Genomic DNA, 21,132 nt, shown 5'->3' with positions numbered 1-21,132 from the left:
AAAGTTAACAAACTGCAATTTTCGTCAGGGAAAATCTCACAGCGCCTTCCGCGACTCCATCGCCATTCGAGGCCGTCGTCGCCTGATTTCTGCGCGTCATCCGTACCATCGCAACACATGGAATGGCGCACGATGGACTTCAGGCAGGCTCACCCGGCCGAAACCTCACCCGATACGGCCGGCGCGGTCTCCGCGCTGCATTCGTTCCAGCTGAGCTCGAAGCAGTCCGATCATGTCGCGTGGCTCGCCGGAATTCTCGGCACACCCGCGATCTGGACCGCACCCGGTCCGCTCGAAGCCGACCGAAGACTCGTTATCGTCGCGACGCCGCCCACCGGACCTCAGATCGAACAGTTCTGCCGCTCATTGCCGCTGAACAGCGTGGTCGTGATCCCGTTCGGTGAGAATCCACTCTTCGACTCGCTGAAGTCGAAGCTTGTCAGCTACGGCACCATCGCGGCCTCCGGCGCCGAACAGCCGCATGTCCTCTGGTGGGGCGGCACCGGTTCCTGCGATTGGGCGCCGATCCGCGACGACAATGCGCCGCTGGTCGTGTCCTGCTTCGACCGGACGTCCGCTGAGGCCACCGCGGCGGCAGCTCAGCTTGCCGGCTCGTTGAAAGCACTCGGCCTCGATCACATCATCGAGCCGATCAGCGGCGAGTTGCCCAAGGGCGTGAGCAGCCGCCAGCAGATCCGCTTCATCGCCCGGTCGCTAGAGACCGCCGGCCGGCCGATCCTGTTTGTCGAGCACGACTCCGTTTTCATCCGGACACCGTCGCTACTGCGACAGGTGGAATGCGACGTCGCGGTCCATCGCTGGCGCGGCTGGGAGATCTCGCCGCGCACCCTCTACTTGAACAACACGATGGAAGCCAAAGTCCTGGTGCAGACCTGGGAGCGGCTGATCGAGGCCTGCCCGACCATCGGCAGCGGCTACCTTCTGGACCAGGCCTGGAGCCTGGTGTCGTCGCAGGTTCCGCTGCGCACCTTGTGGCTGCCGCGCAGCTATCACGACTCCGTTTACGACGGCGAAGCGTTCGACATGTCGGTGATCCGGCACAGCCTGCGGACGTGCACCACGGAGCTCAATCCGCTTCGGGACTTTCCGAACATGCTGCGCACCGCGCGCCGGGCGGGACGCACCGGCGCACCGGAGGCCCACCTCGTTATTCGTTCGGCATCGACCGGTCATGAAGCCGCGGTGGTGGTGCTGCGCGACGTGCAGACGAGTGGAGCCGCAGCCTCTGCGTCGGCAGTGCGCCGCGTCGCGAAGGCGTTCCGCAACGATCCTGCGTGCTTCAGTCAGATCGAGCTGTCGCTGTGCCGCTGGGAGGAAGACGTGAACGCCGCGATCGCGGCGGCCGAGCACGCCGGCGCGCGCGTCGTTGTGATCGAGCCGACCGGCTTCATCTACAACGCAATGTTCTCCGACCTTGGCCGGCAGATCGAAGCGGTTCCGCAGCAACGCCGTTTCCGGATTCCGCCGCGGACCGCCCAAGACGTCGCCTATCTCCAGTAAACCCGCGGCGCTTGGCGCGGCGGGTCGTGAGACTGCGGGCCGAAAACGGCAGCGGAACAGCAGAAGCAAGCAACGGAACTGGAATGTTTGAGAACATCGTCATTCTCGCGGCGCAGCCGCAACAGCACTTCGCCATCGGTCTTCTGCTCAAGGAGCACAACCCCGCGCTGTCGATCACACCGGCCACGACACTTGCGGACCTGCATGCGATCGACCGTGCGCTGCTGAAGCGATCGCGGCTGATTGCGTTCACGTCCGGCACAATCGTGCCGCCAGAGATCCTCGAGGCCGTAGGCTACGGCGCCTACAACTTTCATCCGGGACCGCCCGAATATCCGGGGTGGGCGCCCGCGCATTTCGCGATCTACGAACGGGCGGCAGCCTTCGGCGTCACGGCTCACGCGATGGCTGAACGCGTTGACGAGGGCGAAATCGTCGGCGTCGAGGGTTTCCAGGTTCCGAACGCAATCTCAGTCCGTGGACTGGAGCAGATGGCCTATGTCCGTCTGGCCCATCTGCTGTGGCGCCTGGCGAAGGAACTCGCGACCCGCGCGGAGCCGCTGCCGACGCTGTCCATCGAATGGAGCCGCAAGAAAAGCTCACGCCGCGACTACGCGACCATGTGCACGGTCGACGACCGCGTCTCGCCGGATGAGTTGCGCCGCCGCATCCACGCCTTCAACGATCAGTTTCGCGGCATCGTTCCGACCATCGAGCTTCACGGCTTCCGGTTCCGTATCTCCGGCTAGCGTTGGGCGCCTGCTGAACTAGGGTACACGCTTTGAATGCCGGTTCGCCGGCTCCGGCAAGCCGAGATGGTCGCGCAACGTGAACCCTGAATACTCCCGGCGAAAGATGCCGCGCTTTTGCAGCTCGGGCACGACCGCATCGATGAATTCATCGAAGGCGACGGGAAAATAAGGCGGCACCAGGACGAAGCCGTCGCAAGCGCGCTCGGCAAACCATTCCTCCATGACATCGGCGACCATCGCCGCGTCGCCGCACGCAAAGAGATAACCGCGGGCCACGGCGACCTGATTGTAAATGTCCCGCAGCGTGAGGTTGTCCTTGAGGGCCTTTGCGTAGGCGACCTTTGCGTGGGTCTGGATGTCATTCGACAGCGGCAGATTCGGCACCGGACCATCCAGATCGAACCCGGACATGTCGTGCCCGAACCGGCTCGACATCATCTTCAAGGCGACCTCCGGGACGGCGAGGCGCATCAACTCCGAAAGCTTCTTCCGCGCGTCCTCCTCGTTGTGGCCAACGATTGGCATGAAGCCGGGAAGGATCTTGCAGTGATCCGGATTGCGGCCGTGCTCGGCCACCTTGGCCTTCATCGTCGCGTAGAATTCCTTGGCATGCTCCTTGTCCAGTTGGGATGAAAAAATCATTTCGGCGAATCGTGACGCAAAATTCTTGCCATCATCGGAAGCGCCCGCCTGCACAAGGACCGGCTGGCCTTGGGGCGTGCGTGTCAGATTGAGCGGCCCGCGCACCGAATAGAATTTACCGACGTGGTCGAGCGAATGCACCTTTGTCTTGTCGAAATACTCGCCCGTTTCCACGTTGGTGGTGATGGCCCCTTCCTCCCAGCTGTCCCAAAGCCCCTGGACGACTTCGACAAACTCCGTGGCCGACTCGTACCTCAGCGCGTGGTCCATCGGCTCGGCGCTGCCGAAGTTTCCGGCCGCCGCGGGCAATCCTGTGGTCACGACGTTCCATCCGGCGCGACCGCGGCTCAACTTATCCAGTGACGCAAACATCCGGGCGACGTTGTACGGCGCCGAATACGTGGTCGAGCACGTCGCGACGAGCCCCACGCGCGATGTCTGCGTCGCCAGCGCGGCGTGCAGGGTAAGCGGTTCGAATCTCAGCATCTGGCCCGGGTGCTGATCCGGCACGAAAGCGAGGCTGTCCCCAACGAACAGGAAGTCAAGTTTCCCCCGTTCGCACGAGTCCGCGATGGTCTTGAAAATCGCAAAGTCCTCGCTGCTGGTCGCCGCTCCCGGAAATCGCCAGCCGGAGACGTGGTTCCCCGTCCCCACGGCGTAGACGCCGAGATTCATTTGCCTGTCCGGTTTCATTTCCATTCTCGAGCTATTGCGGGATTGTGATGCCGGTTGCCTTGATCAATTCGGCCCATCTCTGCGTATCGGACCGCATGGTCTCGAGCATGGCCGCAGATGTGCCGCCGTCGATTTCGAGACCCACGGACTTCATGCGATCCTTGAAGGCCTGGCTGTTCACCGCCGTCTTGGTCTCGGCGGACAGACGCTCCACGATTGTCGTCGGAGTTTTTGCAGGCGCCAGAAGACCGAACCAGCTCGCCATCGTGTAGCCCGGCACGCCAGCTTCGGCGACGGTCGGCACGCCGGGCAGCAGCGCAATCCGCTCCGGTGACGCCACCGCCAGCACCTTGAGCTTGCCGCCCTCCGACATCGATTTCGCCGAAGGCGGACCGGTGAACATCAGATCGACCGTCCCCGCGACCACGTCGGTGATCGCCGGAGCGGTCCCGCGATAGGAAACACGGTTGATCTCGGTCTTGGTCATGAATTTGAATTGCTCCATGCCCATGTGCATGGCGCTGCCGATGCCGATCTCGGCGTAGTTGAGCTTGTTGGGATGCGCCTTGGCATACGAGATCAGCTCCTTGACGCTGTTGGCGGGAATCTTGGGATTGGCCACCAGCACCATGTTCAGCCGCGCAACGATGCTGATCGGTACGAAGTCCTTGAAGGGATCGTAGGTCAGCGTGCGATAGAGGCTCGGATTGATGACGAGATTGCTATCGACCGCGAGCATCAGCGTATAGCCATCCGCTGGCGAGCGCGCGACGTTGCCGCCGGCAAGACCGCCATTGGCCCCCGGCATATTCTCGACAATGAACGGCTGCCCCACCTGCTCGGCAAGCCGATCGGCCAAGGCCCGCGCGATGAGATCGACCGCGCCGCCGGCTGGCTGCGGCAAAACCAGCTTCACGGGTCGCGATGGATAGCGATCCTCGGCATGACCGGGGGCGGCCATTGCGGCGCAAGCGACAACCGCCAGAACGATTGACCATTTCATGGATCCCACCCTGCCCTTCCTCGGTGCGCCACCGGCACCTTTTGAGGTGAGCCGGCGGTTTCAAGCCACCCGTGTTGCAATTCGAAGACCGAAGCGCGCACTCCAACGAAGAGAATAGCAGGTAGCGTGCCAGCAGGGATTTCCCGACGATTTCGCTTTTTAGATAGCTGAGTGTCCGAGCAAACATGACGGCCAGGGCACGCGTCGACATTCACGACCGCGTTGTGTCGGCAATTCTCGCAAAAAACAGCGAGGGAGCGCACGCCGTTCATTCGGATGTTCGCAAGGCCCATCGGCGGAAGCCTATGCAGGCAACTTCGTCACATCAAGGCGCATGTCGAAGGATGCCGCCTGTGGCCGCTGGCCAGCGGTGATGTCGGCGCGATGTGCTTTACGGAATTAACAAATTCGGACTTCTAGTTTCCGTACCACTCTCGCGGATCGTCATAGCCCTCATCGAGGCAACGGGATTCAATCCAGAGGGCAAACAGGAACATCGCCAACGCGAAACCGAAGCCCGCGAGCCAGGCGCTAACCATATGAACGAATGGCATGTTCCTCAAACCCTTCGGCTTTGCCGAGCGCGATCCGCGACATCACTACCTTATTGTGGGCCTAAGCGGCGAACTTCACGCGTTCACGGTAAATGTAGCCGGGTACCGAAGATCGCCCGCTTGGATTGTCCGAACAAGGCTCACTCGCTGTCGATCGCCGGCAGGCCAGGCGACACCGCCGTCGCGTTTGAGATGCCGGAAGACCAGCGGGATCAGGTGACGCTCTGTGGCGGGAACGTAAGCATTCATCGCCGCGTTGGACCGCATGGCAAAAGAACCAATCACGCCACCGACGCCAAATCCTGCCGAGCCGAGCAAGCGACCCATCGAATATCCGCAGCCCGACGTTCAGCCGGAGCGCGAGCCGCCCAGTCATCCGCAAGAGGACCGGCCGTTGCATGATCCGATGCCGCCGGACACGGACAAGCCGCAGATGTGAGCGAGCATCTGTGAGCCGCAGGTGCATCCAGGTCACCCGTGGATAACTCTCACCACTGTGGATGAGGAGCTCGTAACGCCTGCGGCTCGCCTCAAGTCTACTCGCCGGACCAACGCTGATCCATACGGATGCGCCGCCGCGGACCGATGGTGAGCTATGTGACCGAACCGGGCGCTAGGCCCTTAATCTGACATCGAGCAGTCAGGGGCTGGGGCGCCGTCTGTGCGTCATTTTGTTCGGCAGATATTCACGCCAGCCGGGCTACCCGTTAGTAGCCGCTGGGCGCAAAAGCCCCAGATCGGGCAAGCTCCCAAGTGGAAATAGCCGGATAGCCGGGAGGAGGATATGACGTGGTTCGTGAGCTCTTGCGACTTGCAGAATACTGGTCTTCATTTTCCTCAATCACATGACCATGACAGCCGAAAATTCCGATATCCCTGTCGCGCCACGTAAGGCGCATCTCGTCACGCATCACGGCCTCACGATCGAGGATCCGTATGCTTGGCTCCGCGATCCCGGCTACCCGCGGGTCACGAATCCCGAGGTGCTCAGCTATCTCAATGCGGAAAATGCCTATTTCGAAGCTGCGATGCGACCGCATAAGAAGCTTATCGACACGCTGTTCGCCGAGATGAAAGGCCGGGTGAAGGATAACGATGCCACCGTCCCACAGAAGGATGGCGCGTTCGTCTATTGGACTGCGTTCGAGCCCGGCGCGGAGTATCGCAAGTGGTACCGGCGGCCGGCCGAAGGCGGCGCCGATGCCGTAATCCTCGACGAGCCGAAGCTTGCAGAGGGGCACCCGTATTTCCGGCTCGGCGGCTGCACGGTGAGTCCGGACGGCCGCCTTATCACATACGCGGTGGACACCAACGGCTCCGAGCGCTTTGTGCTGAAGGTGCGCGATCTCGAAACCGGCGCGGATCTGCCCGACGTGATCGAGGGCTGGCGCTACAGCCTGGTCTGGGCAGCGGACTCCAAAAGCTTCCTCTATACCGACGCCGACGAGAACTGGCGCTCGAAGACGGCTTGGCACCACCGGCTCGGCGATCCGCAATCGGCGGACCAAGCGCTCTATCGTGAGCCCGACGAAAAGTTCGGTGTGTCGATCAGCCGATCGCAGTCGCGGGCCTTCGCGGTCATCTCCACGGGCGATCACTCGACCACTGAAGTGCGGCTCCTGCCCCTTCAGGACTTCGGAGCTCGGCCCGTCCTTGTGTCGCCGCGCAAGACCGACCGGCAGTACGACGTCGATGAGCGCGAGGGCACACTGTTCATTCGCGTCAACGACACACATCCGAACTTCCGGGTGGTCACCGCGCCCGTGTCAAAACCCGGCGACTGGACCGAGTTGATCGCAGGCAGCGACCGCCACTACATCCGATCGATCACCAGCTTTCAGAACCATCTGGTGATCGAGGAGCGCATCGACGGGCTGTCGCAGATCCGGCTCCGCGATTACGGCAACAGCGCAGAGCGCTACGTCGCGTTTCCGGAGTCGAGCTTCGTCGCTGGGCTCGGCTCCAATCCGGAATATCGCATCGACACACTGCGCATCGGCTACGAGTCGATGGTCACGCCCAGCACCGTCTATAACTATCACATCGGGCAAGCGCGGTTGGAGACGCTGAAGGTGCGGGAGATTCCCTCCGGCTACGATGCGTCACAGTATTCGACCGAGCGGCTGATGGCGCCGGCGCGCGACGGCACGCTCATTCCGGTGTCAGTGGTCTATCGCAAGGATTTCGTGAAGGACGGCTCGCGGCCTCTGCACATCGGGGGCTACGGCGCCTATGGCTATGCCGTGCCGCCTGGCTTCTCGACCAACCGGCTGTCGCTCATGGATCGCGGCTTCGCCTGCGCCATCGCACACATCCGCGGCGGCGACGATCTCGGCTATCGCTGGTATCTCGACGGCAAGCTCACAAAGCGTACCAACACGTTCAACGATTTCGTCGACGTCACGCGCTTTCTGATTGCGCAGCACTTCTCGTCTCCGGGCCGCGTCACCGCGGCGGGCGGCTCGGCCGGCGGCGAACTGATGGGCGCGATCGTCAACCAGGCGCCGGAGCTTTACGGGGCCATCGCTGCGCACGTGCCGTTTGTCGATGTGCTCAACACCATGCTTGACGGCACGCTGCCGCTGACGCCCGGCGAATGGACCGAATGGGGCAATCCGATCGAGGATAAGGCCGCGTTCGAATTGATCCGCAGCTATAGCCCTTACGACAACGTGACTGCGCAGGCTTACCCGCCGATGCTGGTGACGGCCGGGCTCAGCGACCCTCGCGTGACGTATTGGGAGCCGGCGAAGTGGGTGGCGAAGCTGCGCGCCACCAAAACTGACAAAAATCTGCTTCTACTCAAGACGAATATGGGCGCCGGCCATGGCGGTAAATCAGGCCGCTATGTCGCCCTTGAGGAAGCCGCCGAGGAATACGCTTTCCTGATCGAGCACGTACGGGCAGAGATGCCCGTCTGAACTTTCAGGGTTCCCGTTCAAGATCGGACGGATTTGAACCGCCGACCTTCAGGTTGTGAGCTCAGCGAGTTGCTTGACGCCCCTATCCGGAATCCTGGCCCGGCGATGCGCAACCATGCGCGCCTGCCGGTCGCGGGCAGCCTCGCCCTCACCCCGGTTAAAGCTACGCAGCAGGTCTAAAATCGTGGGGCTGAGCTTCGTATAAATATCTTGCATGGAATCCAGGCGGACAAAGCGTTTGAAAACGCCATTCACATCAGCCATCAGCGGCACACCGATAAGCTCTACCTTCTTCTCCCTCTCGATCAGCGCAACGATATCGCGGAAGTAGTCGGTGGTGATGTAGCGATCCGGTTTGCCACGCCTGCTCATATACATCCCGCTGAAGCCGCCATCGGTTCCAACGAAGAGCAGCTTATGCTGGGCCGGGCTTTTCAAAAGCCGCCTATAAACCGTAAGCAAAGCTTCACCATCGTAACTTTGGCGATGCATCGCAGTATCAAGCAGGCAACACAGACGTTGCCGTGTGTGGATCGAGTATGGCTCGTTGCGCTCTTTGAAGAGCAGGTAAAGCATCGCGCGGTTACGCCCGACAACGTTCCTGACATCTTTGCCGATCGTCGTATGGCCAACGATTTCGCTTGGAATATCGCCGCGGGTTAAAAGCTCGCTAAAACGATCAGCGAGCATAAAGCCCAGCTTGTAACGGTCGTTCTCTTGCATCGAGGCCGACAGATTGATCATAAACGCGGCTTCTGCTTTTCTCTCTTCCAGCGCTTCTTCAACCAGCTTCATTTCCAGCGGCTGTCCGAGGGGATCCATGATCATCCGCTCCAGACTTACCGGCCTGCTTCCGCCCTCCTCCACGATCTGCCAACGCATGGTGGACTTTGCCGCCCAAGTTTCCTTGGCATAGCCATCCCAAATCTTTTGCGCCTTAACGTGCTCTCTTGCACACCGTGCATACTGGACTTTGATCGTGTCGGGGACCTTGGGGTACGACACAAATTGATCGGGCCGCGTCACACGGTCGGTGATTGCGGCCGCCGCAGGCAGGTAATAACCAAGATCGGTGCGCATCACATACTTGTGGCGCGATGCCGGCTGCTTACGCTTTTTGACGACCTGTTTATCAGCAACAACCTGGTGCTCGCCTTCCGCCCCTCCGGATGTCGAGCGAATTCTATCGGCCAATGCCCGATAACCTTGCCTAACCTCATCAGGCTCCTGCTGAAGAAGCGGAAAAAGCGCCGCCACCACTTCATTCAATTCGACATTCACGTCGCCAAGGCTCTTGCGATCAAGCTTTTTGAAGAGCGCACCAAGCTCTCCCCTGTTGTTGTAAAGGCGGCGAAGCAGCTTTGAATATTCAGACGGCATTTTCTTGGATAGTTGAAAAATGCGATCTTCCTTCAGCAGAGGCTCCAGCGCCGATGTCCGCGCGGCCAGCTCAGGGATGGCTTCGCGCGCAGCACGCAGAACAATGAGGAAGGCAGACAAATCATACTGCTCGATCAGCAGGTCGGGCGTTTTGGTCAGGTAGTCTTGCAATGCGTTTAAATTGTTCTGGATGCCAGGGTACTGGCGGTATTCGCTTAAAGCGAAGGCCGCATAGCCGATCGCATCGATACCGGCATCAAACATGCAACCCGGCTCTGCATGGACAGGCCTGATTGCCGCAGCAAATTCAGCGTCCAAAAAGCGCAGCGCGATCGCTCGCAAATCGTACAAACCGCGCAAAGCCGGGGCAGCCTTCGGGTCCCAGGGGATCGCAGGCAGCGTTCCTATAGCGACGTTTTTTCTCTTCCCGATAAGCCGGGCTTGGAGCCTTACCAGATGTTCCGGATCGACGAGGGAGGCTGTTCTGACAACGCCAAGCATAAGTGACCTTAGATTTTCCTTTCAAACATATCCTTGAATATAAGCGCGCATCAAAATTCAACCTTGGTTGTGGGAATAGGATTCGAACCTACGCCTTCAGGTCGTTGAGGGCATCGACTGCGCCAAGTGGTACCTTTTTGGTACCTGGGCGCGACAGAACGCGCCTCCGCTGGGCTCCAGAGAATACGGTTCTTAAAGAGACTGGCGGAGCGAGAGGAACTGGGAGCCAACGTTCTCCGCGGTAACCGCGAGCAAGCCGAACTTTATCGCGGCTGCCTGAACGTATCCTGCTTGCCGCACCCCGCACATCCACCGTAATCGAGGATACGGTCAGGCCCGCTCGACCTTGCCGGGGCACTGCCCGACTGCGAGTTGATCGTGTTGAAGCCGCTGCTGCCCATCGACCGCGACGTGTTGATGCCGCTGCTGCCGACAGGAGCGGACGGCTTGACCGTGCTGATCCCGCTGCTTCCTTCCGAACGCGAGGTGCTGACGCCGCTGCCGCCCGCCGGCGCACGGCGGCCAATCGCAGGTCCGCGGGAGTTGTTGCTGCTGTTGTTGACGAATCCCCCACCCATGCCGTCGCCGCTCAGACGGTCCATCGCAGGATTACGAACCGTGTTGTAACCGCTGCTTCCGGCGCTGCCGGGTGAACCGGCCTGCGTCTTCGGGGAAGTCTCGGACGGATTTCTTAACGGCCCGCCCGGAGGTTTGAAGTTGGGAGGCAGCTTTCCGATCAGGACTTTCGAGTCGGCGCCCTTGCGGTTGCCGCGCTCTCTGAGCAAGGCGTTCAGTTCGGCGCCCGCCAGCGCAGTCCGGTCCTCTTGCGCTGCCTGTTCGGCCTGCTGCGAGGTCATCTGTCCGGCGGCCACCTGGAGCTGACGGAGCTCAGCCAGGAGTTCCCGCAGCCGATCGACCTCTGCGAGGTCGGCGGTGCGCGTGCTGCCGGTTTCCTTGCGAAGCCGTTCCACCTCGGCCATCAGCGCCTTGATCTTTTCGGTCTGCGCCTGGGCCGCTGTGATCTTGCCGGTGGCGGCGTCAATCTGCAGCTGAAGTTCTTTCATCTTCAGCTCTTGCTCCGGGCCGCGCTCTGTTTCACCGCGCCGACTGGCCTCATTGCGCACGGCGTTCAGCTCGCCGCGCAGCAGCGTCACACGATCCTCTTGTGCCGCCTGCTCGGCCTGCTGCGGCGTCATCCGCCCGGCGGCGACTTCGAGCTGACGAAGCTCGACCAGGAGCTCCCGCAGCCGATTCACTTCTTCCATGCTCGCGGAACGCGGAGTGCCGATGTCCTTGCGCATCCGCTCCGCCTCGGCCGTCAGCGCTTGAATTTTCTGCGCCTCGGCCTGCGCCGGCGTGATCCTGCCGGTGGCAACGTCGATCTGCCGCTGCAAGTCGGCGATCTTCAGCTCGAGGTCGCCGCCACGTTTGGTGGGGCTTTGACCGGGCTGGTTGCGCAGGGCGTTCTGCTCGGCACGCAGCAGCGCAACACGATCATCAAGCGCTGCCTGCTCGGCCTGCTGCGGCGTCATCTTTCCCGTGGCCACCTGAAGCTGACGGAGTTCGGCCGACAGCTCCCCCAACCGTTTGACATCGTCCATATTTGCGGTTCGCGACGCGGTCGCCCTGCGCAGCCGTTCCACGTCGGCCGTCAGCATGTTGACCCGATCCGCCTCGCCCGCCTGACGTGCCTGCTCCGCCGTCGTCTTGCCGGTGGCGACGTCGATCTGCCGTTGCAGGTCCTTGATCTTGAACTCAACATCCGGATCGCGTTCCTTGGCACCGCGAGCCGGGCCGGCACGCAGGGCGTTCTGCTCGGCACGCAGCAGCGCCAGCCGATCGTCCGCCGCAGCCTGCTCGGCCTGTTGCGGCGTCTTCTGTCCGGCGGCGACCTCGAGCTGACGAAGCTCGACCTGGAGCTGCCGCAGCCGGTTGACCTCTTCCATGCTGGCGGTGCGTGGGCTGTCGACCGCCTTGCGCACCCGCTCCACCTCGGCCGTCAGCGCTTGAATTTTCTGGGCGTCCGCCTGCGCCGGCGTGATCTTGCCGGTGGCAACGTCGATCTGCCGCTGCAAGTCGGCAATCTTCAGCTCGCGGTCGCCCCCGCCCTTGGTAGAACTTTGGCCGGGTGCGTTGCGCAGGGCGTTCTGCTCGCCGCGCAGCAATGCCAGCCGGTCTTCAAGCGCCGCCTGCTCGGCCTGCTGCGGCGATTTCTTTCCGGCCGCGACCTCAAGCGGGCGGAGCTCCGTCAAAAGTTGACGCAGTCGATCGACGTCTTCTGTCTGCGCGGTGCGCAGGTTTCCGGTCGTCTTGCGCAGCCGGTCCACTTCGGCCGTCAGTGCGTTAATCCGGTCGGTTTCGGTTGCTTGGAGCGCCTGCTCCGGCGTGATCTTGCCGGCGGCGACGTCGAGCTGCCGCTGCAGCTTGCCGATGCGAAGCTCGCGCTCAATGTCGGGACCTAACGTGGGCAGATCGTCGGGGATCGCGACTGTGGGACATACAGTCAAGGCGGCGGCAAACCACGCCGTTCGTAGCGAACGAAGCCAAACCTTGTCGCCGTCTGTCTTGTGGGAACGCCCGCTGCCCGGCCTGTGAGTTCTTTCCAAGCAATGCCCTCCCGTCCTCAAGTGGCTGCCAACAAGCAGACCATTCGCACAGGTTGCAAAGTCCAGCTTACAAGTACTGAGGTCCGGAGAAAATGGCGGTCAGAAAACCGATCCGGACCCACCCGCCCTCGGACCAATATTGAGGTCTGATCGATAAATGTGCAAACACCAACGGTTAAATCGCCGCACCGCTGGATCGTGTAGAAACAAGTCGAGGGGATTGGCGGAGCGAGAGGAACTGGGACCCAACCTTCTCCACAGTAAGCCATTATCCTGCACGGTAAACCAGAGAACCATTCGACCCATTCAGGCAGCTACCTTGCCCCGCCGGAACTCTGATTACGCGGCTACTCAACACGGTGCCTGTCTGGTGCCGAGGCTCCTGGCGTTGGCCTTATGCTAGCCCACGGGTCGTTCGCTGGCTTCCGGCCGGCCGCGTTGGCAGCACCCTTTTTACCAGAGCTACTGTCGTCGCTGGCCCGGTACTGGCTCGATGGGCTGGATATTCCCAACAGCGGTCGCGAGCGTGAACTCGACACCGCAGCACCGATGCCCATATTCGGAGAGTCTCCTGGCACGACCTGCGCCTGTGCGCTTCCGACCCACAGGGTGATGGTACAAGTAGCGACGATGACGCGATGCATGGTGATCTCTTGAGTTTTGGCGCAGGCGGATATTGAAACGAACACAATCCGACCCGGCAACCAAAAACACGATCGCTCTCCGCGCCGAGCTTGGCAACCATCGGACGATCTAGCCCCTGCGAGGGCGAAGACGAACCACAGTTGCGGCTATCACCAAGAGCGCAAGCAAAGGATGCCGCGTGCGCTGCTTGCCGGAAGTGGCAGGAGGCTGCCCGTGCAATCGATCGGGCTGCCATTGTCCACGAGCATTGCTGGAGTCGTCAGGCGGCCGTCATGGGCGCGGTGCTTCGTCTCAACCGAGTTTCCGTGCGATCCTGGGCGGTGGCGGATTGCACCAAAGCAGCTGCCTGGCTTGATGCAGACAGAACACACTGAGAGCTATACTGAATCACATGGTGGGCGGTATCGTTTCAGCCCCGCGCTATGAAGGACTGCATCATGCGTTCAAGTTCGACCGCTGCCGCGTATCTTATTGCCACCGTTGCACTCTTACAGCCCGCGCACGCCGAGCCGCCGCAGGGCGTTGTCATGGTGCGCGACTTGTCGCTCCAGCTGGCCAAGCAGATCGCACAGGCAGCACTGGACCATTGCCGCGCTCAGAACTTCAAGGTCGGTGTGTCTGTCGTGGACCGTGGAGCGCATGTGCTGATATCGATTCGCGACGATGGAACTGCTCACCACGTTATCGAATTGGCCGAGCGCAAAGCCTACACCGCCCGCATTTTCCGTCAGACAACGGGGCAGTTTGTTGACCGCATCATCAGTAATCCGCGCTCGCAAGGGCTCAAAGACACCAAGGGAGTGCTGGCCTCGCTCGGCGGCGTACCGATCAAAGTCGGTGACGATACGATTGGCAGTGTCGGCGTGAGTGGCGCGCCGGGCGGCCAGAACGACGAGGACTGCGCTGCGGCCGGCGTCGCCAAAGTAGCCGATCAGTTGAAATAGGCCGTCAGAATTGCCGGGCGGCCGAACATCCGAAGTCCCTCCGGCCGGGGGGCGGCTCTCAATTATCATATAACTTCAGTCATTTAAGTTGGTTGCGGGAGTTGGATTTGAAGCGCCGAACTTCAGGTTATGAGCTCGGCGAGTTGCTTGACGTCCCTATCCGGAATCCTGGCCCGGCGATGCGCAACCATGCGCGCCTGCCGGTCGCGGGCAGCCTCGCCCTCACCCCGGTTAAAGCTACGCAGCAGGTCTAAAATCGTGGGGCTGAGCTTCGTATAAATATCTTGCATGGAATCCAGGCGGACAAAGCGTTTGAAAACGCCATCCACATCAGCCATCAGCGGCACACCGATAAGCTCAACCTTCTTCTCCCTCTCAATAAGCGCAACGACATCGCGGAAGTAGTCGGTGGTGATGTAGCGATCCGGTTGGCCACGCCTGCTCATATACATTCCGCTGAAGCCGCCATCGGTTCCAACGAAAAGCAGCTTATGCCGGGCCGGACTTTTCAAAAGCCGCCTATAAACCTTCAGCAAAGCCTCACCATCGTAACTTTGGAGATGCATCGCAGTGTCAAGCAGGCAACATAGACGTTTCCGTGCGTGGATCGAGTACGCTCGTTGCGCTCTTGAAGAGCAGGTAAAGCATCGCGCGGTTGCGCCCGACAACGTTCCTGACATCTTTGCCGATCGTCGTATGGCCAATGATTTCGCTTGGAATATCGCCGCGGGTTAAAAGCTCGCTAAAGCGATCAGCAAGCATAAAGCCCAGCTTGTAACGGTCGTTCTCTTGCATAGAGGCCGACAGATTGATCATAAACGCGGCTTCTGTTTTCTTCTCTTCCAGCGCTTCTTCGAGCAGATTTTCCACTTAGGCGGCACGATGGCGGCCGGCCAGGACCAGAAGGGTGGGCGTTAGCATCGGATCAGTCATGCAGTGGCCGGGCCCTGACTGTGCCCAAACCGTAGAAGTCGTTCGAACGTAAGATCACCGGGCGATCGGTAGTAGGAACATTTTCAAAGAATCGGCGCTCGGTCCGCTCTTCGATTACGTCCCGCAGGCGCGCAAATTGCGCTACGCGCTGATCCGATTTCACCTCGCCGCCACCTTCGAGAGCATCCATTGCCGCGCTGCTGATCGCGCATTGGATGATTCGATCCTGATGGAGCATCGTGAATTGAACAACCATTCGGTCGACGTCGTAACCCAGCAGATCTCCTCGCGTCAAACGCATTACAGTTCTCCGTAGTGGAGGATTTTCAGTGGCGCGCCGATTAACAAACTGAGATTTGAGCGTTGCGTCGGCTTGGTCGCGTTCGCAGCCGTCGGATATCCGCTTTCATTTCTTTGCGACTGCGCTTCCCATCCGGTCGGCGTGCCGTTTTGACGCGCGCACGATTGCGTCACTAGCTTCGCAGTGTTTCCCGGTCGCCCTCACTCAGCTGGGTATGTCCGCATTCGCATGAGAACAGGGGCACGACGTCAGCAAATCCGGCGCGCGGGACCACGCCTTCGAATTTCATTTTCTTTCCACAGATCGAGCAATAAACGGATGCAGGCGTCATCGCATGACTCGCTTTCAGAGGTTAAATGCCCTTAGGCCCGCCTGTCATACGAAGCGGACGACAAACGCACCGGTGCAGCTGGAAAGCTGTAGCCGATCGCGATGCCGAGATTCTGTGCGGTTTGGCACACAATGCGCGTCGAGACGCCCGTGCTGGCTAAGCGTTGTCGGGGCGGGGATTCACATCACCGACCGACAAATTGCACGATCGACACTCGAATGGACCCGGCGAAGGCACTTTCTCGTCTTGGGCATCGGTTCGCTGTCGAGTGAGCGTCATCGGACTTGTGCATTTGGGACATCGAGGCCACGGTTTGTACATAGCGTACTCCATTATTTTCAGGATACGAGCCGCGGCGCAAAGGCTGAGCCGCGCGGCCGAGACGCGATCTCGCTGCGTCAAACAAAGAAGCCAAAATCCTCCTGCAGATTTCGATAGGCCGAACGTAACTTGGCGGTCGCATACCGCACGGCTTTGTTTGGGCGGGTGTCGGCGCTTCGCTGCGCTCGATACGCCTCTATGTATTCGGCCTCTGTCACCGGTTTGCCGTGATTGGCTTTAAGCCAGGCAGTCCATTCCGGCTTGTGCCGCTCCGCGAAGTGATCCCAGTCGAATGTTTTCGTCATACTGCTTTGTTCTTTCTCGACAGAGGAACTGTCTCACGTGCTCCTGAATGAAACGAACCGTTTCGGTCGACGACACCCAGCACTATCGCGTTGGGCGGACTAACCAGCAACCGCTTGCATCAACGCTTGGATCTTGATCGTCGCAAAATTGGAATATGTGTCGGATATCGCATACGGCAGGATGATCTGATCGCGATGACGCATGGCGCCGCAAGTGTAGACCACGTTGGGAACATAGCCCTCGCGCTCTGTAGGCTCGGGGCGAACCAACGGCTCGCGCGAACGCGCCAGGATCTTGGATGGATCGTTCTTGTCCAAGAGAACCGCACCGATCGAATATTTCCTGACTGGCCCGACGCCGTGGATCAGCAGCAGCCAACAGTCGTCCAACTCGATCGGCGAGCCGCAATTTCCGATCTGAACAAACTCCCATGGATATTCGGGTCGCAGAAAAGACTGACCACCCTCCCATGAATAAAGATCGTCGGAGTAGACCAGATAAAGATTCTCGTTGTCCTGCCGGGCGATCATGGCGTAGCGGCCATCGATTTTGCGGGGAAACAAAGCCATGCCCTTGTTGCCCGCTGCCGAGCCCCTGAGCGGCGTCATTCTGAACGATTGGAAGTCTGTTGTGGTCAGCAGCTCCGACCGAATCACTCTGCCGCTGTATGCCGTGTACGTGGCATAGAAGGTTTTCTGCCCAGCGTCGTTGAATTCGACGAACCGCGCGTCCTCGATGCCGTTTGATTGCGAACTGGTGACCGGAAAGATCACACGTTCACTCAATTCTTCTTCCGGACGGAATACCACTTCGACCTCACCGCCAGCAGCGGCAGGCGTCCCGCTTCGGATTTTCGGGGTAGAAGCCAGACGAGCGGTCGGATCGACAGTGATGCTGCCGTCTGCAGCGATGAAACCGGATCGAAAGGTCAACGATGAAACGTGTCCCTCGCCGACGGCGCGCAAGCTCAAGATAAATCGGCAGCCATTCTCGGGCGCGCCAGTCTGGTCGGGATGTCGGACGATGCTTGGATTGAACAGGGCCGATGCCTCAAATGAATATTCGTTGAGAAAATAGGCTCCAATCAGGCAGCGCTTCGTCTTGTTCAATGGTTCGTGCGGTTCGAGCGCATCCTCCATTTCTGCGGCCCGCGCTTCGAATACATCGAGCAAGTTCCTGTGACGACCTTCAAAGTTTTCCAGTACCTCGCGCAATTGTTGCGCCGAGGCCTCGGGATCGAGCCGAAGCACCCGGTCGACAATATGATTGGCGCGGACCTTGTCGGTCGGATTGAGATCTCTCGGCTCAGTCGCCGGTTTGAAGGGCCTGACGACGACCCTGGCCGGGTCCGGACGCAGGTAGAGGCTCTGCCGGTTCAGGAATTTGGATTGGGACAAAGATGCTCCCTGGGGGCAATCGAGGCAGACCCGCTCCGTTGCCATTCGATGATAATTTTGACGCGGGCTTGGTCCGGACCACTGAGGAAGTGGCAACGAACTGTCGTATCTCAACGAGAGCAAGCAGATACGACAATACTGATTCTGCGCCCTTGTTCTCATTGGAACGGTCCGGATGAAGCCCATCCGAACAACTTCCCGTGCTGGGATCGATCAGGGCCATATGCAGGTCGTTCTCTCCCAGAAACCAGGCGAACGCACGCATCGCGGCTTGGCTCCACTCTTCATCACCATTCACGCGTTCCGCTGCGAGGCAGGCGGCAATCGTCGCGGCTGCCTCGACCGGCTGCTGATCGAACGCATCAGGCTTTTGGCGTATTTTGCCGAAGCTTTTGGAACCAACCGGCCGGAAGCTTCCCGACGACGCGGTCTGAAAGGACATCAGCCACCCGAGCGACCGGAGGCCGGTCGCTACATATGGGGCCGTATTGGTCGCCAGTCCCGTTTGAATCAACGCGTGCGGCAGGCGCGCATTGTCGTAGGCAAGAACGTTTTCAAACCAGAGCCAATCGTCGTGCTGGTTCGCAACGAACAAGGCCATCAGCCTGTCGGCCAACAGCTTGCGCATGCCGTTGGCGAAAAGATCTCCAGCCGCCAGCGCGCAATAGGCGTTCAATCCGAGCAGCGAGAACGCCCAGGCTCGCGGCGATGAGAATTCCTCGACAGCAGGAAGCGCGGTCTTGAAAAGTGCCGCAGCCCAGACACGGCGAGACGGATCGCTATCCGCTCGAGCGCATTCGGCGAGCGCCCACAGCGTCCGACCATGGCTGTCCTCCGAGCCCGCCTCTTCCAGCCACCGGCGATCGTAGCTCATGAAATTCCGGAACCGGCGTGAAGCCGGATTCCAAGCGTGTTGAACGAAGGCTGCAAAACGCGCGGTGTTGATCTCGGACAGGAGTTGTGCGTCGCCGGAATATGCCAATGCGCACGAAAGCAGCAGGGCGCGAGCGTTATCGTCGACACAATAGCCGTGCGAACGGTCCGCGACCGAGTAGACGGCGTGTTGGAGAATCCCAGTATTGTCACAGAGCGAAAGGAAATGGTCGATCTTCACCTCTGGAACGACCGCCACCTTGGTCGGGACATCTACTGAACTGAGCGGAAGTACCGCTTCGTGAAGGGCTCTTTCGTGAGCGTCTGCGAAAACCGCAACATAACGTTTCGCAACCTGCGCCCATGTCATCGAGCGGCTCGACGCATAGGCACGTTTGCGCATCGCCAGACTACGGACGTTATTGGTCAGAAGGCCGGAAATTTCGCGGCCGATCGCCGCAGAGTCGCTAAATGGCACCAGAATGCCGCGCCCATCGGCCAACAGTTCCTTAGCGTGCCAATACGGTGTCGACACGACGGTCTTGCCCAGCCCAAAACTGTAAGCCAGCGTGCCCGATGTCATCTGGAATTCATTGAGATAGGGCGTGACATAGACGTCACACATTGAAATGTAATCTAGCAGCGTCGCTTGATCGACGAACTGATTGCAAAAGGTGACGTGTTCCTCGACACCAAGTTCCCGTACACGGGCCATCAATCTGTCGCGATAGGTTTCACCTTCATTCCGGAGAAGATTGGGATGGGTTGCGCCGAGGACAACATAGAGCGCGCTCGGACAGGACTTGATGATTGTCGGCATCGCATCGATCACGGTCTCGATGCCCTTGCTCGGCGACAGCAGACCAAATGTCAGGATAGTCTTTCCGGCCAAGCCGAGCTTGGCTTTGGCATGATGGGGCTCCAGAAAAGGAAAGTCGGGTATTCCGTGCGGTATGATCTCGATCTTGCGCGCCGGCACGCTATGGACGGAACGAAGCAACTCGCGGCCTTTTTCCGCCATGACAATGAGCTTTGACGAAGCGTCGATGATCTGACTCATGACCTCATGCTGAACGGATGTTGGCTTGGCCAGGATCGTGTGAAGCGTTGTCACAACGGGCATTTCGAGTCGCGACAGAAGTTCAACGATGTTCCGTCCCGCCTCCCCACCGAAGATCCCGTACTCGTGTTGGAGGCAAACGACATCAAACCGAGCATCGTTCAGAAAATCTGCGGCTTGAATATATTCGCCGATGACTTCGTCATTGATTTGAAATTGAACGGCAACCGGATAATCGTAGATACGACCGGCGTCCGTCATCACCACCACGCCGGTCTCCAGATCAAGCCGATAGAGCGAAACCGCCCGATGAAGGTCATGGGTGAAGGTCGCGATGCCACAGCGACGAGGCAGATGATTCCCGATGAATGCAACCCGCTGAAGCGGGGTCATTGGATTGTTTCCTTGTCGACGCACTGCAGCACTTCTGGGTCGAAACGGCCCGCGTATGCCAGTAGACCCGACAAGCCGACCACCCCTGCTCGAATGTCGACGCGATCGGATTGCGCGAAAATCGCGTCACCCATTGCAACATTGAATGAGCCGGCTCGAGCACCACCGCCGATGATGAGAGCCCAAGTCTCTTGTTTCGCTTCCAGGCACCAAGCCGACTTTGGCGCCAGATCCATCTTTTCAAACGTGAAGAGAGCGTTTGAAGCCAGAAGAACCCGCCCCGGGCCCAACCGGGACGGTGCGACCTGAATACCGGCCGGCCCGGCATCCGCCACGGCGATGGCGTTGTCGATATGAAGTGCTCGGCCGCGGCCATGATCGAAAAGCCGGAATGTCGCGTCGCTGCGTTGCTGGATTTCTGCGATCACGAGCCCCGCGCCGATCGCGTGAATAGTTCCGGCGGGAACAAAGACGGTGTCGCCAGCCCACACCCCCTGCCACACCACGAGGTCCGAAATCGAGCCGTCTTCCACGGCCTGACGCATCTCCTGCGGGGTCAGATGCCGTTTCAGACCCAGGGCAACCTTAGCCTCCGAAGCGGCGCTCAAGACATACCAAGCTTCGGTCTTGCCGTTGGGCAAACCGATTGACCGCGCATACGCATCGCCAGGGTGAACCTGGATTGAAAGGGGCTGGTTGGTGAACAGCAGCTTCAACAGCAGAGCAGGAGCAGCAGCTGCCAAGCCGGAGCGTTCGTACCAAATTTCACCGATTGTATTGTCGCCGCGGCCTGCGCGGCTCCACGGACGTGGATCTGCAACGCCCCAGGGTTTGGATAGTGAATGCGCGATCGCCTGCTCAATCGTCATAAACCCTGTTTCAGTTTGACCGAGCATCGTTCGGCTAAGGAAGCAAGACGTCGCAGCGCCCAAACGCGCAGACTGAGGCCCCTCGGGGCCTGCGACATCCGCCTCAAACAAAAAATTCCGATGCTATCGTGCTTGTCGACGGCGCTATCGCCGATGGACCGATGCGGCGACCTCGGGACGTCATCGCCTTTATAGCTCAGATGA

16 protein-coding genes are annotated in these 21,132 nt (G+C 60.1%); 5 read left to right on the top strand and 11 right to left on the bottom strand.

Going from position 1 to position 21,132, the window contains the following annotated elements:
• The first annotated feature begins 132 nt into the window (after positions 1-132).
• Both RHPLAN_RS03300 and RHPLAN_RS03295 read left to right on the top strand, forming a co-directional pair.
• Positions 133-1,521 (top strand): hypothetical protein, encoded by a 1,389-nt coding sequence (locus RHPLAN_RS03300; RefSeq protein WP_157100032.1) that lies wholly within the window; start codon positions 133-135, stop codon positions 1,519-1,521.
• Positions 1,522-1,604: 83 nt separating this feature from the next.
• The gene (locus RHPLAN_RS03295; protein ID WP_068013807.1) at positions 1,605-2,270 is read left to right on the top strand and encodes a formyltransferase family protein; all 666 of its coding nucleotides are present in this window, start codon (positions 1,605-1,607) and stop codon (positions 2,268-2,270) included.
• An 18-nt stretch (positions 2,271-2,288) separates the two neighbouring features.
• Here RHPLAN_RS03295 and RHPLAN_RS03290 read toward each other — a convergent pair whose 3' ends face one another.
• On the bottom strand, positions 2,289-3,590 hold the full coding sequence (locus RHPLAN_RS03290; RefSeq protein ID WP_237180037.1) for an LLM class flavin-dependent oxidoreductase: 1,302 nt from the start codon (positions 3,588-3,590) through the stop codon (positions 2,289-2,291).
• A gap of 31 nt (positions 3,591-3,621) precedes the next feature.
• Positions 3,622-4,593, bottom strand: coding sequence for a Bug family tripartite tricarboxylate transporter substrate binding protein (locus tag RHPLAN_RS03285; RefSeq protein ID WP_084244229.1), 972 nt, complete (start codon positions 4,591-4,593; stop codon positions 3,622-3,624).
• 819 nt (positions 4,594-5,412) lie between these two features.
• Here RHPLAN_RS03285 and RHPLAN_RS38995 point away from each other — a divergent pair.
• The gene (locus RHPLAN_RS38995; RefSeq protein ID WP_157100031.1) at positions 5,413-5,586 is read left to right on the top strand and encodes a hypothetical protein; all 174 of its coding nucleotides are present in this window, start codon (positions 5,413-5,415) and stop codon (positions 5,584-5,586) included.
• 412 nt (positions 5,587-5,998) lie between these two features.
• Positions 5,999-8,068, top strand: a complete 2,070-nt coding sequence (locus tag RHPLAN_RS03280) for a S9 family peptidase (protein WP_068030490.1) — start codon at positions 5,999-6,001, stop codon at positions 8,066-8,068.
• A 48-nt stretch (positions 8,069-8,116) separates the two neighbouring features.
• Here RHPLAN_RS03280 and RHPLAN_RS03275 read toward each other — a convergent pair whose 3' ends face one another.
• Positions 8,117-9,949 (bottom strand): cobaltochelatase CobT-related protein, encoded by a 1,833-nt coding sequence (locus RHPLAN_RS03275; protein ID WP_068013801.1) that lies wholly within the window; start codon positions 9,947-9,949, stop codon positions 8,117-8,119.
• 263 nt (positions 9,950-10,212) lie between these two features.
• Positions 10,213-12,555, bottom strand: a complete 2,343-nt coding sequence (locus RHPLAN_RS03270) for a coiled-coil domain-containing protein (protein ID WP_157100030.1) — start codon at positions 12,553-12,555, stop codon at positions 10,213-10,215.
• Positions 12,556-13,637: 1,082 nt separating this feature from the next.
• Between RHPLAN_RS03270 and RHPLAN_RS03265 the strand changes: the two genes are divergently transcribed.
• Positions 13,638-14,144: a GlcG/HbpS family heme-binding protein gene (locus RHPLAN_RS03265; RefSeq protein WP_198164689.1), complete on the top strand. Its 507-nt coding sequence runs from the start codon at positions 13,638-13,640 to the stop codon at positions 14,142-14,144.
• A gap of 122 nt (positions 14,145-14,266) precedes the next feature.
• On the opposite strand, the gene RHPLAN_RS03260 is transcribed toward RHPLAN_RS03265, so the two are convergent.
• From RHPLAN_RS03260 to RHPLAN_RS03230, 7 genes are all read right to left on the bottom strand, one after another.
• Complete coding sequence (locus RHPLAN_RS03260) at positions 14,267-14,710, bottom strand: vWA domain-containing protein (protein WP_068013795.1); 444 nt, start codon at positions 14,708-14,710, stop codon at positions 14,267-14,269.
• A gap of 7 nt (positions 14,711-14,717) precedes the next feature.
• Complete coding sequence (locus RHPLAN_RS38990; RefSeq protein WP_068013793.1) at positions 14,718-15,014, bottom strand: hypothetical protein; 297 nt, start codon at positions 15,012-15,014, stop codon at positions 14,718-14,720.
• A gap of 55 nt (positions 15,015-15,069) precedes the next feature.
• On the bottom strand, positions 15,070-15,378 hold the full coding sequence (locus tag RHPLAN_RS03250) for a DUF1488 family protein (protein ID WP_068013791.1): 309 nt from the start codon (positions 15,376-15,378) through the stop codon (positions 15,070-15,072).
• Between the two features lie 729 nt (positions 15,379-16,107).
• Entirely contained in the window at positions 16,108-16,335 is a 228-nt protein-coding gene (locus RHPLAN_RS03245) for a hypothetical protein (RefSeq protein ID WP_068013789.1), read from the bottom strand.
• A 99-nt stretch (positions 16,336-16,434) separates the two neighbouring features.
• Positions 16,435-17,733, bottom strand: a complete 1,299-nt coding sequence (locus RHPLAN_RS03240) for a glycoside hydrolase family 130 protein (RefSeq protein ID WP_068013787.1) — start codon at positions 17,731-17,733, stop codon at positions 16,435-16,437.
• Positions 17,642-20,059, bottom strand: coding sequence for a glycosyltransferase family 4 protein (locus RHPLAN_RS03235; protein WP_084244225.1), 2,418 nt, complete (start codon positions 20,057-20,059; stop codon positions 17,642-17,644). The genes RHPLAN_RS03240 and RHPLAN_RS03235 overlap by 92 nt, the downstream gene beginning before the upstream one ends.
• Positions 20,056-20,928 carry a class I mannose-6-phosphate isomerase gene (locus RHPLAN_RS03230; RefSeq protein ID WP_157100029.1) on the bottom strand — a complete coding sequence of 291 codons (873 nt, stop codon included), beginning with the start codon at positions 20,926-20,928 and terminating at the stop codon, positions 20,056-20,058. The genes RHPLAN_RS03235 and RHPLAN_RS03230 overlap by 4 nt, the downstream gene beginning before the upstream one ends.
• Between the last annotated feature and the right edge of the window lie 204 nt (positions 20,929-21,132).

It is taken from the genome of Rhodoplanes sp. Z2-YC6860, from assembly GCF_001579845.1.
Classification (GTDB): Bacteria; Pseudomonadota; Alphaproteobacteria; order Rhizobiales; family Xanthobacteraceae; genus Z2-YC6860.
The sequence above is the reverse complement of the archived record's forward strand: the minus strand, read 5'-3'. Positions and strand labels throughout refer to the sequence as shown.

Bases quoted from the DNA above. Each gene is read 5' to 3' on its own strand.
- RHPLAN_RS03300 (WP_157100032.1), top strand. From the start codon at position 133: ATGGACTTCAGGCAGGCTCACCCGGCCGAAACCTCACCCGATACGGCC.
- RHPLAN_RS03295 (WP_068013807.1), top strand. From the start codon at position 1,605: ATGTTTGAGAACATCGTCATTCTCGCGGCGCAGCCGCAACAGCACTTC.
- RHPLAN_RS03290 (WP_237180037.1), bottom strand. From the start codon at position 3,590: ATGAATCTCGGCGTCTACGCCGTGGGGACGGGGAACCACGTCTCCGGC.
- RHPLAN_RS03285 (WP_084244229.1), bottom strand. From the start codon at position 4,593: ATGAAATGGTCAATCGTTCTGGCGGTTGTCGCTTGCGCCGCAATGGCC.
- RHPLAN_RS38995 (WP_157100031.1), top strand. From the start codon at position 5,413: ATGGCAAAAGAACCAATCACGCCACCGACGCCAAATCCTGCCGAGCCG.
- RHPLAN_RS03280 (WP_068030490.1), top strand. From the start codon at position 5,999: ATGACAGCCGAAAATTCCGATATCCCTGTCGCGCCACGTAAGGCGCAT.
- RHPLAN_RS03275 (WP_068013801.1), bottom strand. From the start codon at position 9,949: ATGCTTGGCGTTGTCAGAACAGCCTCCCTCGTCGATCCGGAACATCTG.
- RHPLAN_RS03265 (WP_198164689.1), top strand. From the start codon at position 13,638: ATGCGTTCAAGTTCGACCGCTGCCGCGTATCTTATTGCCACCGTTGCA.
- RHPLAN_RS03260 (WP_068013795.1), bottom strand. From the start codon at position 14,710: ATGCATCTCCAAAGTTACGATGGTGAGGCTTTGCTGAAGGTTTATAGG.
- RHPLAN_RS03250 (WP_068013791.1), bottom strand. From the start codon at position 15,378: ATGCGTTTGACGCGAGGAGATCTGCTGGGTTACGACGTCGACCGAATG.
- RHPLAN_RS03245 (WP_068013789.1), bottom strand. From the start codon at position 16,335: ATGACGAAAACATTCGACTGGGATCACTTCGCGGAGCGGCACAAGCCG.
- RHPLAN_RS03235 (WP_084244225.1), bottom strand. From the start codon at position 20,059: ATGACCCCGCTTCAGCGGGTTGCATTCATCGGGAATCATCTGCCTCGT.
- RHPLAN_RS03230 (WP_157100029.1), bottom strand. From the start codon at position 20,928: ATGACGATTGAGCAGGCGATCGCGCATTCACTATCCAAACCCTGGGGC.